This is a genomic window from Dialister hominis (genome assembly GCF_007164725.1).
GTDB classification, from domain to species: domain Bacteria; phylum Bacillota; class Negativicutes; order Veillonellales; family Dialisteraceae; genus Dialister; species Dialister hominis.
The window spans coordinates 1,288,123-1,302,768 of sequence record NZ_AP019697.1 but is presented as its reverse complement, the minus strand read 5'-3'; the positions used below and the strand labels follow the sequence as shown (position 1 = coordinate 1,302,768).

Here is a 14,646-nt window from a genome sequence, read left to right as displayed (position 1 = left end):
TCTTTTTAGTTTTCAGATTAGAGTTTCAGTGCTCTTGCAAAGTGTTCTTTCAGGACCTTAATGGACTTCTGGAATTCTTCATTTTCTTCATCTGTCAGGTGGAGTTCAATGATGTCCTCTACACCGTCCTTACCGATCTTGACCGGAACGGAAGCAAAGCTGTCCTTGATTCCATACGGGCCGTCGAGGTAGACGGAGCAGGGGAGAATCTTGTGCTCATCATGGTAAATGGCACGGACAAGCTCAGCTGTTGCAGAAGAAACACCGAATTCAGTGCAGCCTTTCATGGAATTTTCCCAGGTGCCTTCTTCATGAACCTTGCGGAGAATTTCATCCTTGGAATCCATGTGGTAAACGTCCGGCTTTTCAGCAAGAAGTTCATCAATCGGCTTGCCTGCTACCGTGACGTGGCTCCACGGAATCATGCTCGAATCCCCGTGTTCGCCTAAGAGGTAAGCTGTGAGGGAACGGCGGTTGATTTTAAGCTGCGTGGAGAGCTGCATCTGCAGGCGGGCGGAGTCCAAAGCTGTGCCCGAGCCTATGATTTTCTGCTTTGGCCAGTCAAGCTTGTACTGCAGGTATTCGGCAATAATATCGCATGGGTTGGAAATGGAAATAATGATGCCGTCAAATCCGGATTTTTCAATGATCGGGAGGAATTCCTTGCTCGTATCGACGGCGCTGTTCATCATGTCGAGGCGGTTCTGTCCCTGAAGGCGCGGCCTGCCGGATGCATTGATGAGGATATCCGCATCTTTCATATCATCGACTGTGCCTGCATAGGCTTCGAAATGATGCGGCTGGTAACTTACGGCATCAAGCAGATCCAAAGATTCGCCTGTTGCCTTGTCATGATTGATATCATAGAAAACGACTTCGTCTGCAAGTCCCTGGACTGCAAACTGAAGGGCTAAGTGGGAGCCTACGTTGCCGGCTCCGATGATTCCGATTTTTCTGGTTTTGATTGACATAAGATTCTCTTCTCCTTTACTCCAAACGAACCAGATGGGCTGATTCAGGGTACATACCATTCTCCTGTACGAATCGTTATCAATACATAGAATACAATTATCTGTTTAATAGATAATTACAGTTATTATACTACAAGAAATTTGCGATGTATATTCCTGAAATAAAGGCAGTGAAACGAAATTTCTGAATTTCCAAGAAGCTGTAGGAAACTGATGCCTCCTTGATGTATAATATAAATGTATATGTTTTTTATTATTGAGGTGCAAAATGACTGATTTAGAAGAAATACAGAGACGCCGTACATTTGCCATTATTTCACATCCGGATGCCGGTAAAACGACATTGACGGAAAAACTTCTGCTTTACGGGGGTGCTATTCACCTGGCAGGCTCCGTAAAAGCAAGGAAAACAGCCAGATATGCAGTGTCTGACTGGATGGAAATTGAAAAGCAGCGCGGTATTTCTGTAACGAGTTCCGTACTGCAGTTTGACTATGCAGGATGCAGAATCAATATTCTGGATACGCCAGGGCATGCGGATTTCTCTGAAGATACATATCGTACACTGATGGCCGTCGACTCGGCTGTCATGGTCATCGACGTTGCAAAAGGTGTCGAAGCGCAGACAAAGAAACTTTTCAAAGTTTGCTCTGACAGAGGCATCCCGATTTTTACATTCGTCAATAAAATCGACCACTTTGGCAAGAATCCATTTGATCTGATGGCTGAAATCGAGGACGTCCTTGGCATCCGTTCCTGCCCGATGAACTGGCCGATTGGCGTAAACGGCAATTACACAGGGATTTATGACAGGGAGACAGAAATGTGCCACCTGTTCCTGAAGGACAATGCCCACGGCGTCAAGAAGCTCGAAGTTATCTCCGGCAAGATTGATGACGAAGCAATCAAATCGAATCTGACTCCGGAAATCATTGAATCTCTCGAAAGTGATCTGGAACTTCTTGATGAAGCCGGCGATCCTTTTGATGAAGAAAAAGTAAAGAAAGGGGAACTGACACCGATGTTCTTTGGCTCGGCCATGACGAACTTCGGCGTGCAGCCGTTCCTTGAAAAATACCTGCAGCTTGCTCCGCCTCCGGAACCTAGAAAAACGCTGGAAGGTTCGATTTCCCCGGAAGATCCATCCTTCTCCGCTTTCGTTTTCAAAATCCAGGCGAATATGGATCCCAAGCATCACGACAGAGTCGCATTCATGCGCATCTGCTCCGGCATTTTCGAAAAGGGCGCAAGCGTCCTTCACCGCCAGAGCGGCAAGATGCTCCGCCTGTCCCAGCCGCAGCAGTTCCTTGCCACGGAAAGACAGACCGTCGAAAAAGCATACCCGGGTGATATCATCGGTATTTTTGATACAGGCGAACTTGGTGTGGGAGATACAGTCTGTGAGAAGAAGCATCCTGTCACATTCATTGATTTCCCTGTATTCCCGCCGGAACTCTTTGCCCGGATTTCCCCGGAAAGCAGCATGAAGAGAAAGCAGTTCCTGAACGGCGTAGGACAGCTTGCCCAGGAAGGCGCCATTCAGGTTTACAAGCAGCCGTATATCATGGAATCCTTCATTATCGGTGCTGTCGGCCAGCTCCAGTTTGAAGTCATGAAGTACCGTCTTGAAAATGAATACAATGTAACTGTAAATCTGGATCTTATGGAATATACGACAGCCCGCTGGACGGAAGGCGATGTTCCGCCGGAAGAACTGATTGGCATCGACAATGCACTTGTCGTATACGACAGAAGGGAACGTCCGGTATACCTGCTTCCAAATGCATGGCAGGCAGGATGGCTCGAACAGAGAAATCCGAAGGTCAAATTCCTTGAAAGCCCGCCTGTAGGAGTGGCAGAACTGGAAGGAAACTGATCAAGGCGGATCGAATAAAAAAAGGAGCAGTGGAATGCAGCAATGCATGATCCACGGCTCCTTTTTTTATTGAAATTGAGAGAATTCACGCTTTAGCGCCTATATCTGAAATAAAAATATATACAGGCTCATTAAAATTATATATAATATACCAAAACGCTGAAACAGAGAATGATAGATATGAACTAAACGGGGCGGTGAGTATGGCAAGAAGAAAAGGTTTGAAACAGTGGGACAAAATATCAACAGAAGGCTGGATGACGCTTTTAGGCGATAATGCTGTCATGAGCCAGCTGATGATGAGAATATTCTCCAAGCTCTACTATACCCCGGATTATACAGACAATGCGAAGAATATTGCAGAAGCTCTTTATATGGAATACCGTGCCCTGAATGCAGGCGTCGGCTGGGCAGGAAACAAGATCAAGAGCCTGTATGAAGAAGGAAAGCTGGCTAAGAACAGCGAGGCTGATGGAGCGGAAGAAACAGGCAGCGAAGACGCTGCCGGCGAAGGGGCTCTAAAAGCAGATGCCGCACCTAAGAAAAGAGCCCCCTGGGAGTATGTCTTTGATGGTTCTGAAAGTGAAGACGGCACTTATTTCTGGATTTTGAAACCGGAAGCCGTCCGTGCTTACCGCGAACTTGTTGAAGCCGATATCTGGGGCGGAGAAGCTATCCGAAGATTCCTCGATGAGGACGTATCAGCGGCCGGAGTGGAAGGAAATCTTTTTTCAAAGCCATCTGAAACAACAGTAGGAAGAATCCGCCGCTATCTTGATGAAGAGCATACCTTTCACCGCAAATCCTTTGGTGAACATCCGAGGTGCACCGTTTGCGGAGCAGAAAGACTTTCTTTATTGAGAGCCGTTCCCTACGGAGATGATGACTTCAACCATAAGGGGCTCGTCTTCTGCCCGACGCATGGGTCACTGTTTGCAGCGCATTTGATTACATTTAATGACAGGGGAGAACTCCTGATATCCGACCGCCTGACAGATAAGGAGAAATCTCTTTTCAATCTGACAGAAGGCATGCAGGCAGTAAACCCGTTCAGCCGCCGCAGGATGGCTGTACATAGAAGAATTTTTAATCAGGAAGGCAGGAAGCACAAATGATTTTATCCGGAAGAGAAATCGTTCGGCATATGGGTGAGGAAATAATCATTGATCCGTTTGATCCCAAAAAGGTAAATCCCAACAGTTACAATCTGACACTGTCCGATGAGCTTATGGTTTATGACAATCATGAGCTGGATATGAAAAAGAAGAATACCGGACACCTCCTCCATATACCGGAAGAAGGAATTCTTCTTGAACCAAACAAGCTCTACCTGGGAAGAACAAGAGAATATACAAAGACGAAGTGCTTTGTGCCGATGCTGGAAGGAAGATCTTCTATCGGACGGCTTGGTCTCTTCATCCACGTTACGGCAGGGTTCGGCGATGTAGGATTCTCAGGCTACTGGACACTTGAAATGTTCTGCGTGCAGCCGATCCGCATCTATGCAGGAGTAGAGATCTGCCAGATCTATTTCCATACGGTTCTTGGCGAAGCTGATACGTATGATCAGGGAAAATATCAAAATAATACAGGAATTCAGCCCAGCCTCCTTTACAAAGATTTCGAAAAGTAGTATTATCAGAATAACTTTATAGCACATAAAGCAAAGAAGCTTGCAGCAGATGTACGGTTCCCGTATGTCTCGCTGCTTTTTTATTTCTCTGCAGTGCACAAATGTTTCCGGAGGCACAAGAGCAAACTACAGCACCAGTGCTTTCTAAGAGAACCAAGGAGGTCGACAGTTATGAAAAAGGCAATGAAGAAATTGATGGTAGCAGGTGTCCTTTGCATGGCAGGTGCTGCATTCCTGGCAGGCTGCGGAAGCGATAGTTCTTCTGGCGGCAAACAGTTCCTGAACATCGCAACCGGCGGTACAGCCGGCACCTATTATCCTCTGGGCGGCGCATTAGCTGAAATCCTGAACCAGAACATCAAAGGGATGAACGCTTCCGCACAGTCCACCGGCGCATCCGTAGCTAACGTCAATATGCTGAAAGACGGATCCGTTGATATCGCTTTCATCCAGAACGATATTGCTTACTACGCAGCAAATGGCAAGGAAATGTTCAAAGACAATAAAGTGGATTCCCTCCGCGGTCTTGCAGCTCTCTATCCGGAAACAATTCAGTTCGTTACAACCCAGGACAAGGGAATTAAGACAATTGCCGACCTGAAAGGCAAGAAAGTAGCAGTCGGCGCATCCGGCTCCGGTGCTGAAGCCAATGCACGCCAGATTCTGGAAGCTTATGGAATCACATACAATGATATTGATGTACAGTACCTCTCCTTCGGCGAAGCAGTCGATGCTCTGAAGGATGGCAACGTTGATGCAGGCGTCGTTGTAGCAGGCTTCCCGACAGCAGCTGTACAGGACCTTGCTGCTAACAAATCTGCTGCTATCGTTGATATCGATCCGAAGATTTCTGATCAGCTGATGCAGAAATATCCATACTACACCAAGATGGTCATTCCGAAGGGCACTTATCCTGGACAGACAGAAGACGTCAATACTGTAGCTGTTAAGTGCGTCATCGTCGGAACAACAAAACTCAGCGATGAAATGGGCGGAGAAATCGTCAAAGCTCTCTACACGCATCTCGACCGCATGAAAGCAGCTCACGCCGTAGGCAAGTACATTACGAAGGACACCGCTCTGGAAGGTATGTCCATTCAGATGAACGCCGGTGCTGAAAAGTATCTGAAGTCTAACTAAAGGGTCATCTCATTACGCCGATTCTTTAAAAAGGAAGGAGGGGGAACGGACTCTGCAGGGCAGGGTCCGTTCTCACTTTAATGAGAAAGCAGAAAAATGGGAAATTAGAAACAGTCCTGATTGTTTTCGGGCTGATTATCTGTCTGGTTATTGCTGTCGGAGGATGGATTATCCGGCAGCCATACCTGTTCGGACAAACCTCGGACGGATTTATCATCAGGCAGAGAGTGGAAGCAGGAACACCCGTAACGCTGGTTTATAGACATTCCGTACAGAAGACGATGATTTATGAATATCTGGAAGTCAATAAAGCAACGGAAGGATTCGTCCTGAAGTCCACCAAGTACCAATCGCTGGGAGTTGGCCTGCCATTCTCACAGGGAGATGGTGATTTCAGGGAAGAAGACGGCTGGTTCATCATGGATAACATGAACCGCAATTTCCCGGAATTATCGATTAGAAATGGTGTAACCAATGAAGAGAAGGTCTATGTGGGAGATAAGGAATATGAGCTGTCAAAGCTGATGCCTCTGGGAAAAGAACTTCATCTCTACGTAGCGCCTCTTTACAAAGGTTGGTATATGAAAAAAGAAATTAGGAGCTGATAATCTTGGATGAATTAAAGAAAAATGGGACGAATCCGCCGAATGATACAGAACCCATAAACGGGGAGCTCACAGATGAACTCCAAAAGAAGCTCAAGGAATTGGATAAGGAATCCAATACCGTAGAGTACTCTGGCATCTTCGGGAAAATCATTGCAGCAATCTGCATTTGCTTCTCCCTCTTCCAGATCTACACAGGGATTTTTGGTACATTAGATGCCATGATCCAGAGATGTATCCACTTGTCGTTCGGTCTCTGCCTGGTGTACCTGCTCTGCCCGACAAAGAAGGAATGGATCAAAGACGGGAAATTCCACTGGCTTGATGTGGGACTTGCCATTCTGGCCATGGTTCCGCCGGTATACATCCTTGTCAATTACCAGCAGCTCATCCTCCGCGCCGGCACCGTAACGCCACTTGATACGGTCATTGGCACGCTGGGGATTGTCATGGTCATTGAAGCAGCAAGACGTATCGTCGGACTGCCGATTGTCATCGTCGTACTGTGCTTCCTGGGATTCGGCTTTTTTGGGCCGTACATGCCCGGACCATTGGCACACAGGGGACTTTCCCTGCAGCAGATGGTCGGACACCTCTTCTTTACGACGGAAGGCGTATTCGGTATTCCGCTGGGCGTATCCTCAACATTTATTTTCCTGTTTATCCTCTTTGGTGCATTCCTGGAAAAGACAGGCCTTGGCAAATTCTTCATTGATATTGCGAACGCCATTGCAGGCTGGGCATCCGGTGGTCCGGCAAAAGTTGCCGTACTTTCCTCTGCTCTCCAGGGCACCATTTCCGGATCTTCCGTTGCAAACGTTGTAGGTTCCGGCTCCTTCACCATTCCGATGATGAAGAAACTGGGTTACCATAAGAACTTTGCAGGCGCCGTAGAAGCTGCCGCTTCCACAGGCGGCCAGCTGATGCCTCCTATCATGGGCGCAGCTGCATTCCTGATGGCTGAATTCGTTGGTATTCCTTACATGGAAGTCGTTAAAGCGGCTGTCGTACCAGCTATCCTTTACTTCCTTGGCGTTTTCCTTGGCGTTCATTTTGAAGCAAAGAAACACCATCTGGAAGGAACGCCCAGAAGCGAACTTCCGCCATGGGGCAAAATCATGAAAGAAGAAGGCCATCTGGCTATTCCGCTGATTGCCATCATCGGGCTTCTTGCTTCCGGCTATACACCAATGAAAGCAGCTCTTGCAGGTATCTTCATTTCCATTGCAACAGCTATGCTTAGAAAAAATACCCGCATGAGCTTCTATGACATTGTAGACGGCCTCATCAAGGGTGCCAGAGGCGCTTTAGGCGTACTCGTAGCGTGCGCCGCTGCAGGTATGATCATCGGCGTTGTTACAAAGACAGGTGTCGGCCTGAAACTGGCTTCCGCACTCGTTACTGTTGCTGCAGGCAACTTCATGCTTCTCCTGTTCTGCACCATGCTCACTTCCCTGATCCTCGGGATGGGCGTTCCGACAACAGCAAACTACGTTATTACATCCACAATCGCTGCTCCAGCCCTGATTCAGCTTGGCGTTCCTACGCTGGCAGCGCACATGTTCGTATTCTACTTCGGTATCATTGCGGATATCACTCCGCCGGTTGCTCTGGCAGCATATGCTGGCTCTGCAATTTCAGGAGGTGACCCGCTGAAAACGGGCGTGAATGCATCAAAGCTGGGCATAGCCGCGTTTATCATTCCATATGTATTCGTTCTGTCTCCGCAGCTGCTTGGCATAGGAGCCACCTTTACGAGTGTTCTCATGACGACGACAACTGCCATCATCGGCATGATTGGTATTTCGGGAGCTATGATCGGCCAGTTCTATACCAGGGCAAATGTATTTGAACGTTTGATTCTGGCTGCAGGCGGCCTCTGCCTGATTGATCCTCATGGCCTGACAGATCTCATCGGCGTTGCACTTCTTGTAGGCGTAGGCGTCATGCAGTGGTTCAGAAGTAAAAAAGAAAAAGCATAAAAGCATAATAAAAAGCGTGTCCAATGCGGCACGCTTTTTATTATGCTCTGTTGATGATGAACTATTTTTCTTCTGTCTCGGAAGGCTCGCTGCTTTCCTGCGTGGTCTTATCCTTCTGGAGGAGCTCTTCATTTTCATTCCAGGGGAAATGGATATGAGGCGCCACACTGTTGAAGAAGTGCGGGAAATGAACGGTATCATCCCTTGCGTCCTTAGGTACGAAGACGGGAAGGCAGGCTGGAAGAATTTCAAGGTCAATAGGAAATTTTGGCCCCTTGTCGCCGTCAACGTTTGTCCAAAGTACATCATTTTCGTCAATGGAAATATGAGCCTTCTTCAAGCTGACAACGGTGACGAAGTCAGGACCCATCTGAATGCCTGCCAGAAGCTTTGGCGCCTGGCGGATGGCAAGAAGCCATTCGAAATCATGGAACAGGCAGAGCTTTATGACGCCCTTGTTCCTGTCTTCCGGCGGGATCAGGTTGCGGAAGCTCCCTGCTGAGTCAGTCAGCATGGCCGCAATTAAAGGAGAGGAGACCTGAATGACAGTGCCGTCGTCTTCTTCAATTCTGAAGTGATACGATTTCTGGCGGTTCAGGACCTGCATTCCCTTCATGAAGTAGGCAAGAGAACCAAAGAGTGTCTTTTCTTTGATGGTGACTTCTCCTACGGCTTCCGATAAGAGGCCTGCAGCAACGACATTGATGAAGTAGCGGTCATTTATCTTGCCGACGTCGATATTCGTTTTTACAGCCGTTTCAAGCATCCGTATAGCACCTTTTGGCGAGCGGGGGATGTGAAGGGCACGCGCCAGATCATTTACCGTACCGAAAGGGATGAATCCAAAGGCGGATTTCCCTCCAACAGGAACCATTCCGTTGATGGTTTCATTGATTGTGCCGTCGCCTCCCATGCAGATGATGTCATGGCCTTTTTTAGCGGCAATTTCAGCAAAATGTGTGGCATCTCCCGGTTTTTCCGTGAGCTTTATGGTAATGTCCTCAAACCGTTTTGACAGCACGGAGTGCAGCAAGGGTATGTACTTGGGGGCACGCTCACGCCCTGAAGTAGGGTTGACGATGACAGTACACTGTCCTGATTTTTCCATAAATTTACTCTCCCGAATGACTGCGGTCCCAATTCCGCAGTTTGTTGATCTTATGCTTATTATATCAAATCATCATGGATTGTTGATACAAACATTTTACAAAAGGTCATTTCCCGGAAGTAAAATGCAGGGGCAGATATGGATTGTCTTACTCAAGATATAGCCTTATAATTCAAATAAGCTAAATTATCTCTTGACCCAATATAGAAAGATCTTCACGGAGGTTAGTTATGAAAGAACTTATTGTCAGGCAGTATATTGCAGATGCATTTACTGACACCGTTTTTAAAGGGAATCCTGCAGCCATTTGCCTGCTCCAGAATTGGATTTCTGATGAAATGATGCAAAATATCGCCAAAGAAAATCGCTTGTCAGAGACAGCATTTACTGTCAAAAAAGATCAGGATTATGAACTTAGATGGTTCACACCGGGCGGCGAAATAGATCTTTGCGGTCATGCTACCTTGGGAACGGCTTACATCCTCTTCAATTTTATAGAAAAGGATAGGGAAGATATCGTATTTCATACGATGAGCGGCAATCTGACTATCCATAGGAATGGGGATATTTATGAAATGGACATGCCGGCTTATGAGCTGAAAGAAATCCCGGTGACCGATGAGATGGAAAAGGCTGTCGGCATCCGTCCCAAAGAAGCCTGGATGGGCCGCGATCTGGTATGCGTTTTAGACAATGAAGAGGATGTCGTCCATGCAAAAATTGATCAGGAGGCAGTCCTGAAGCTGGATGGACTCTTACTGCATATCACTGCTAAAGGGAAAAGTTATGACTGCGTAACCAGGAGCTTTGCGCCGAAACTTTTAGTTGATGAAGATCCAGTCTGTGGCTCTGGCCATTGTCATGTCATACCTCTGTGGGCAGAAAAGCTTGGGAAAGGTAAATTGACAGCATGGCAGGCTTCCGAGAGAAGCGGTGTCCTTTACTGCCAGATGAAAGGGAAGCGGGTTATTCTTGGCGGTAAAGCGGCAATTTATTCAGAAGGATATATCCACATCCCTGAAGAATAAGGATTCCCTTTTATACGGGAATAAGCCGTGACGAGCGGTACGTGCATTGTATTTCATTTTTCCTTTGCTGATGCTGCGGTTGCTGCTAAAAAAGCATCTCATGTAATCTTTCCATGTTTTTTATTCAGTTCCCCAATTTTCCCAAATAAACTCTGCCAGGTGGGAAGGATAAGATGAAATGCTTCATCTGCTGTAAAGGGGAATCATTCTCGAACTTCATAAGGTACTTTATTGTCAGGCTGGATTGCAATAGTAGATTATATAGCAAAAATAAGAACTGAATAATAGTATACATTATAAATGTTTTACTCTAACATGATAAAGAAAGTTTAAGATAAAAAAGCTTGACAAGGCAAAATAATCAGATTATGATATACACATTCAAACAATCAAACAGCCAGAACAAGCGATGAGCAAGACAAAAGGTCTGTTGCAGTGTTCCTCAGAGAGCCGGTGTATGGTGCAAACCGGTGGACAGCAATATTCATAATATCCCTTGCGAGCTCTGGATCCGAAAAAAGTAGGAGCCGGCGTTCATTCACGTTACGAATAGATTGCTAAGTATAATGTAGGGTGGTACCGCGATACGTCGCCCCTATCTTCGTAGGGAGATAGGGCTTTTTTTGTACCTGTTCCATAGTATTTAGCACATGAGTGATAAACCGGAGTGGTACCGCGCAATGCGCCCCCGCAGGCAATATTTTTATGTCTGCGGGGTTTTGTTTTACTTCATCGGTTGGAAGGCTGGGATTAAAAAGTATTTTGAGAGGAAGAGGGAGACATTATGCAGAAGAAATGGTTCAAGGGAATGGCTGCTGTCATGGCAGCAGCAGCACTGGCCGGTGCATTTGCAGGATGCGGCGGAGACAAGAAAGCTGCCCAGAGCGGCGCAGCAGGACAGACAGTTAAATTCGGATTTGTAACTGCATATACAGGCCCCGGCGCAGCTTACGGCCAGGCTATGAAGGAAGGCGTTGATCTCGCTGTCGAAGAAATCAACAAAGATCCGAAGACAAAGATGAAGATCGATCTCGTAACTTACGATACCAAGCTGAACAAGGCAGAAGCAATCAATGCTGTCAAGAAGTGCATTGAACAGGATAAAGTCCTCGCTATTGAAGGTCCGATGACATCTGGCGAAATGTTTGCTGCAGGTCCCGTTGCCCAGCAGTCCAAGGTCGTTGCCTTTGGTACCGGCACCACAGCTCCTGGCATCACCGATCTTGGCGACTACATTTTCCGTAATGCTATCCCAGGCAAACTCGCAATTCCGGTTACTGTACAGAAAGCTTATGACAAGCTTGGCTTCAAGACCGTTGCTGTCATGTACTCCAACAACAATGACCAGATGGTCGGCGAAAACAAGATTTATCAGGACGTATTCAAGCAGCTGGGCGTCAATGTCGTAGATACTGAAACTTTCGCTGATAAAGATACAGACTTCTCTGCACAGCTGACAAAGATTCAGGCAGCTAATCCGGATGTCATCGCTATTGCAGGCCTCTATCAGGAAGGCGCTCTCATCGTCAAGAAAGCTCGTGAAATGGGAATGACCCAGCCGATCATCGGCAACAACGGCTTCAACAGCCCTGCATATATCCAGCAGGCAGGCGATGCTGCTAACGGCACACTTGTAGCTACCCCGTGGAACCCGGAACGCAAGAGCGACAAGGCTCAGGCATTCCGCAAGGCATATGTTGCCAAGTACGGACATGAACCAGATCAGTTCGCTGCTCAGGCTTACGATGCTATGTACGTTATGCACCAGGCTGCTGAACAGTCCGGCACAACAACAGACCGCAAGAAATTCCGTGATACACTGGCTAAGATCAAAGACTTCGAAGGCGCTACCGGCAAATTCCAGTTTGACGAACACCGCGATCCGAAGATGGATCTGGACGTTCTGCAGGTCAAAGACGGAAAGTGGGTACCGTTCGCTTAACAGGTCAGGAACTCCCTTTTCTGAAATAATCCATGAAAGAAGCACTGGAGGATGACTCCGGTGCTTTTTTCATGGAAATTTTCAAAAAAACTGGACTATTGAAAGAACCGAACCGATATTCTATAATAGAAAGACGGAATATTTATTTGGTGAAAATAAGTTTGGCGCTGGAAATGAGAAAAACGTACATATGCATTGATTTGAAGAGCTTTTATGCTTCTGTAGAGTGCGTAGCCCGCGGCCTTGATCCCTTTTCTTCCAACCTGGTTGTCGCAGATCCCGGAAGGGGACATGGCGCACTCTGCCTGGCGGTAAGCCCTGCCATGAAGACGAGAGGAGTCAGAAACCGCTGCCGTCTTTTTGAAATTCCTCCGGAAATGAAGTACATCGCGGCGCTTCCCCGGATGAGACAGTATATGGAGGTATCTTCTGATATCTACGAAAATTACCTGAAAATCTTCAGAAGGGAAGATATATATGCATATTCCATTGATGAATGCTTCATTGACGTCACATCCTATCTGCCACTGTATCGTATGAACGGGCGACGCATGGCGCTTTTTCTGATGAAATCCATCTTTGTGAAAACAGGCATCAGTTCTTCAGCCGGGATCGGAAGCAATATGTTTCTGGCAAAGGTCGCAATGGATGTCCTGGCAAAGCACAATGCCGAACGTGCGGCAGTCCTTGATGAAGACAGTTTTAAAGAGGAAATCTGGCATCACAGGCCCATCACGGATATTTGGGGAATCGGAACACATATGGCGACAAGACTGGCTAAATACGGCATCTTTGATCTGTATGGCATCACGAAAGTCAATGAATCGCTTCTCTATAAGGAGTTCGGGAAGAGGGCAGAGTACCTGATCGATCATGCATATGGGAGGGAACCCTGCACCATTTCGGATATCCATAGTTACACGCCGGCTGCGAGGTCTCTTTCCAACGGGCAGGTACTGTTTAAGGATTATGATTATGAAAGTGCAAGGCTTCTTACAGGTGAAATGGCAGAAGTCCTTATCCAGCAGCTTTTAGAAAAGAATCTGGTGGCGGAGGGGATATCCCTTCATGTCGGATATTCAGGAAATGAAAGGAGAGGAAACGGAGGCAGCAGGAAACTGGAGACACCTACGGATATACCTAAGGATATATGGGCGGCATTTGACCGGCTGTATGTAGAAAAAGTCAGGGAAGAGATCCCGATAAGGACAGTCAGCCTATGCCTGGAAAATGTCAGGAAAGCAGAAGAGGTGCCAAGGATTATGTCTTTATTCAGAAGCAGTGAGGAGGAGGACAGGGACAAAGAGCTGGAACGGGTGATGATCCAGGTAAAAAGAGAATTTGGGAAAAATGCGCTGCTCCGCGGTTTCAATTATGCGCCGGGAGCCATGCAGCAGACAAGAAACGGACTGGTAGGAGGACATCATGAGTGATAAGAAAAGAGCCGTGCAGTTTCTTCCCTTTAACGGACTGCGCGGATATGATGAAATGATCAGGAAAAAACGGAAGATAAAGGAACCAAAGAAGGAAATATCAGAAAGAAGGGGAGCCTTTCTTGACCTGATGATCAGAAGCATGAGCAGGGGAGATTTGATCCGTTGCATCTTCTATAAAGAAGATCATTATGAGGAAGAAAGCGGAATTGCTTCAAAAGTTGATGAAATAAAAAAAGAAATCGTAGTGAATGACAAAACGATTCCTTTTTCAGACATATGGGAACTCCATGACTGGGGAAGGGCAAAATAAAAGAGGCTGTGGCAAAATGATTGCACATTTTGTCACAGCCTCTTTTTGATTTAAACAATCCTCAGAGCGTTTGGAATCCTTACCGTACCCAGATGCTCAGACATATCCATGTAGAACTCTACATCCGCATAAAACGTGTCCATGACCTCGTTGAACGGGACATGATAGTCTTTGCTGAAGGAATATTCCAGATAGTAGGGAGCCCATCCTGCCTTCATAAAGAAGAATTTCATGGGATTGATTCCTTCCGCCGGCTGAAGATTTGCTGCATCAAGAAGTTCTTCTCCTGTTACTTCCCTGAATCCGAAATAGGATATAATGGAAAGGACGAGAAGACGCAGCTTGTAATCCTTTTCCAGCAAATTCAATACATCCATATTGATTGTGAGCTTGCCTGCAATTTTTCGGATTTCCGCTTCCTTTGCCAGATATTCTTCCTCTGTCAAATCAATGGAAAATCCATCCTTTAATTCATGAAGCAGACCTTTCTTTTCTGAAACGGCATCAGTACTCATCGTGACAGCCTCCTTTGGAAAATATGAGAGATCGCGAAATGATGACTTCCTTGTATTCTCTTACCCTCATCGTAACATAACGGGAGAAAAGTGGCAAATG

General features: G+C 46.7%; 13 protein-coding genes and 1 other annotated feature. Of the genes, 10 read left to right on the top strand and 3 right to left on the bottom strand.

All coding sequences use genetic code 11. From position 1 onward, the window contains the following. Window positions 1-17: 17 nt before the first annotated feature. On the bottom strand, window positions 18-971 hold the full coding sequence (locus tag Dia5BBH33_RS06085; protein WP_022382999.1) for an L-lactate dehydrogenase: 954 nt from the start codon (window positions 969-971) through the stop codon (window positions 18-20). Between the two features lie 268 nt (window positions 972-1,239). Here Dia5BBH33_RS06085 and Dia5BBH33_RS06080 point away from each other — a divergent pair, with 268 nt between their 5' ends. From Dia5BBH33_RS06080 to Dia5BBH33_RS06055, 6 genes are all read left to right on the top strand, one after another. Then, window positions 1,240-2,847 carry a peptide chain release factor 3 gene (locus Dia5BBH33_RS06080; protein WP_022382998.1) on the top strand — a complete coding sequence of 536 codons (1,608 nt, stop codon included), beginning with the start codon at window positions 1,240-1,242 and terminating at the stop codon, window positions 2,845-2,847. Window positions 2,848-3,050: 203 nt separating this feature from the next. Beyond that, window positions 3,051-3,962 (top strand): hypothetical protein, encoded by a 912-nt coding sequence (locus Dia5BBH33_RS06075; protein WP_022382997.1) that lies wholly within the window; start codon window positions 3,051-3,053, stop codon window positions 3,960-3,962. Next, the gene (dcd, locus tag Dia5BBH33_RS06070) at window positions 3,959-4,480 is read left to right on the top strand and encodes a dCTP deaminase (protein WP_108849598.1); all 522 of its coding nucleotides are present in this window, start codon (window positions 3,959-3,961) and stop codon (window positions 4,478-4,480) included. The genes Dia5BBH33_RS06075 and dcd overlap by 4 nt, the downstream gene beginning before the upstream one ends. A gap of 171 nt (window positions 4,481-4,651) precedes the next feature. Beyond that, window positions 4,652-5,620, top strand: a complete 969-nt coding sequence (locus Dia5BBH33_RS06065) for a TAXI family TRAP transporter solute-binding subunit (RefSeq protein WP_143332574.1) — start codon at window positions 4,652-4,654, stop codon at window positions 5,618-5,620. A gap of 80 nt (window positions 5,621-5,700) precedes the next feature. Continuing rightward, window positions 5,701-6,225 (top strand): DUF1850 domain-containing protein, encoded by a 525-nt coding sequence (locus Dia5BBH33_RS06060; RefSeq protein ID WP_108849599.1) that lies wholly within the window; start codon window positions 5,701-5,703, stop codon window positions 6,223-6,225. A gap of 5 nt (window positions 6,226-6,230) precedes the next feature. Further along, window positions 6,231-8,207 carry a TRAP transporter permease gene (locus tag Dia5BBH33_RS06055; protein ID WP_197710278.1) on the top strand — a complete coding sequence of 659 codons (1,977 nt, stop codon included), beginning with the start codon at window positions 6,231-6,233 and terminating at the stop codon, window positions 8,205-8,207. Between the two features lie 61 nt (window positions 8,208-8,268). Here Dia5BBH33_RS06055 and Dia5BBH33_RS06050 read toward each other — a convergent pair whose 3' ends face one another. After that, complete coding sequence (locus Dia5BBH33_RS06050) at window positions 8,269-9,315, bottom strand: diacylglycerol/lipid kinase family protein (protein WP_108849600.1); 1,047 nt, start codon at window positions 9,313-9,315, stop codon at window positions 8,269-8,271. A 230-nt stretch (window positions 9,316-9,545) separates the two neighbouring features. Between Dia5BBH33_RS06050 and Dia5BBH33_RS06045 the strand changes: the two genes are divergently transcribed. The 4 genes from Dia5BBH33_RS06045 (at window position 9,546) to Dia5BBH33_RS06030 (ending at window position 14,031) form a co-directional block, all read left to right on the top strand. Then, window positions 9,546-10,343 carry a PhzF family phenazine biosynthesis protein gene (locus tag Dia5BBH33_RS06045; protein WP_022382991.1) on the top strand — a complete coding sequence of 266 codons (798 nt, stop codon included), beginning with the start codon at window positions 9,546-9,548 and terminating at the stop codon, window positions 10,341-10,343. 400 nt (window positions 10,344-10,743) lie between these two features. Further along, window positions 10,744-10,943 (top strand) — a binding site (T-box leader). 184 nt (window positions 10,944-11,127) lie between these two features. Next, window positions 11,128-12,285, top strand: a complete 1,158-nt coding sequence (locus Dia5BBH33_RS06040) for an ABC transporter substrate-binding protein (protein WP_022382990.1) — start codon at window positions 11,128-11,130, stop codon at window positions 12,283-12,285. 173 nt (window positions 12,286-12,458) lie between these two features. Then, window positions 12,459-13,718, top strand: coding sequence for a Y-family DNA polymerase (locus tag Dia5BBH33_RS06035; RefSeq protein WP_143332573.1), 1,260 nt, complete (start codon window positions 12,459-12,461; stop codon window positions 13,716-13,718). Further along, on the top strand, window positions 13,711-14,031 hold the full coding sequence (locus Dia5BBH33_RS06030; RefSeq protein WP_143332572.1) for a hypothetical protein: 321 nt from the start codon (window positions 13,711-13,713) through the stop codon (window positions 14,029-14,031). Before Dia5BBH33_RS06035 ends, Dia5BBH33_RS06030 begins: the two co-directional genes overlap by 8 nt. A gap of 50 nt (window positions 14,032-14,081) precedes the next feature. On the opposite strand, the gene Dia5BBH33_RS06025 is transcribed toward Dia5BBH33_RS06030, so the two are convergent. Beyond that, complete coding sequence (locus Dia5BBH33_RS06025; RefSeq protein ID WP_143332571.1) at window positions 14,082-14,546, bottom strand: hypothetical protein; 465 nt, start codon at window positions 14,544-14,546, stop codon at window positions 14,082-14,084. Between the last annotated feature and the right edge of the window lie 100 nt (window positions 14,547-14,646).

What these genes read in the sequence shown, in the direction of transcription:
- Dia5BBH33_RS06085 (WP_022382999.1), bottom strand. Translation starts at nt 971, where the DNA reads ATGTCAATCAAAACCAGAAAAATCGGAATCATCGGAGCCGGCAACGTA.
- Dia5BBH33_RS06080 (WP_022382998.1), top strand. Translation starts at nt 1,240, where the DNA reads ATGACTGATTTAGAAGAAATACAGAGACGCCGTACATTTGCCATTATT.
- Dia5BBH33_RS06075 (WP_022382997.1), top strand. Translation starts at nt 3,051, where the DNA reads ATGGCAAGAAGAAAAGGTTTGAAACAGTGGGACAAAATATCAACAGAA.
- dcd (WP_108849598.1), top strand. Translation starts at nt 3,959, where the DNA reads ATGATTTTATCCGGAAGAGAAATCGTTCGGCATATGGGTGAGGAAATA.
- Dia5BBH33_RS06065 (WP_143332574.1), top strand. Translation starts at nt 4,652, where the DNA reads ATGAAAAAGGCAATGAAGAAATTGATGGTAGCAGGTGTCCTTTGCATG.
- Dia5BBH33_RS06060 (WP_108849599.1), top strand. Translation starts at nt 5,701, where the DNA reads ATGAGAAAGCAGAAAAATGGGAAATTAGAAACAGTCCTGATTGTTTTC.
- Dia5BBH33_RS06050 (WP_108849600.1), bottom strand. Translation starts at nt 9,315, where the DNA reads ATGGAAAAATCAGGACAGTGTACTGTCATCGTCAACCCTACTTCAGGG.
- Dia5BBH33_RS06045 (WP_022382991.1), top strand. Translation starts at nt 9,546, where the DNA reads ATGAAAGAACTTATTGTCAGGCAGTATATTGCAGATGCATTTACTGAC.
- Dia5BBH33_RS06040 (WP_022382990.1), top strand. Translation starts at nt 11,128, where the DNA reads ATGCAGAAGAAATGGTTCAAGGGAATGGCTGCTGTCATGGCAGCAGCA.
- Dia5BBH33_RS06035 (WP_143332573.1), top strand. Translation starts at nt 12,459, where the DNA reads ATGAGAAAAACGTACATATGCATTGATTTGAAGAGCTTTTATGCTTCT.
- Dia5BBH33_RS06030 (WP_143332572.1), top strand. Translation starts at nt 13,711, where the DNA reads ATGAGTGATAAGAAAAGAGCCGTGCAGTTTCTTCCCTTTAACGGACTG.
- Dia5BBH33_RS06025 (WP_143332571.1), bottom strand. Translation starts at nt 14,546, where the DNA reads ATGAGTACTGATGCCGTTTCAGAAAAGAAAGGTCTGCTTCATGAATTA.